The sequence below is a fragment of the Sinorhizobium psoraleae genome (assembly GCF_013283645.1).
Taxonomy (GTDB): Bacteria; Pseudomonadota; Alphaproteobacteria; order Rhizobiales; family Rhizobiaceae; genus Sinorhizobium; species Sinorhizobium psoraleae.
This window is the reverse complement of sequence record NZ_JABEKV010000004.1, coordinates 610,368-610,788: the sequence shown is the minus strand read 5'-3', so window position 1 is coordinate 610,788 and position 421 is coordinate 610,368. Positions and strand designations below refer to the sequence as shown.

Sequence of the window (421 nt, the reverse complement as noted above, 5' to 3'; positions counted from 1 at the left end):
TCTCTATAAGCCACCTCGTCTTGGGCGCCCATCGTCTAGCGGTCTAGGACGCCGCCCTTTCACGGCGGAAACACGGGTTCGAGTCCCGTTGGGCGTGCCATTCCTCCTCTTTCCTATTCGATCTTTTTCGTAGTATGGTGCCGGTGCTTCCGCAGCAGGCGCCCATCGTCTAGCGGTCAGGACGCCGCCCTCTCACGGCGGTAACACGGGTTCGAGTCCCGTTGGGCGTACCAAATCCCATTTCGGATGCGGCAGTTCAAATTTCCCGCAAAAAAGTTGATTTAATAGCTCTCGCTCACTTGCGGGAATCCGAAGCGCTCTCTATAAGCCACCTCGTCTTGGGCGCCCATCGTCTAGCGGTCTAGGACGCCGCCCTTTCACGGCGGAAACACGGGTTCGAGTCCCGTTGGGCGTGCCATTC

At 58.7% G+C, this 421-nt stretch carries 3 tRNA genes; all 3 read left to right on the top strand.

The annotated features are described in order from the left end of the window. The first annotated feature begins 24 nt into the window (after window positions 1–24). The 3 genes from ILFOPFJJ_RS23885 (at window position 25) to ILFOPFJJ_RS23875 (ending at window position 418) form a co-directional block, all read left to right on the top strand. Window positions 25–100: transfer RNA gene (locus tag ILFOPFJJ_RS23885), tRNA-Glu, on the top strand. Window positions 101–158: 58 nt separating this feature from the next. After that, window positions 159–233, top strand: a tRNA-Glu gene (locus ILFOPFJJ_RS23880). A gap of 109 nt (window positions 234–342) precedes the next feature. Next, window positions 343–418, top strand: a tRNA-Glu gene (locus tag ILFOPFJJ_RS23875). Window positions 419–421 lie beyond the last annotated feature (3 nt).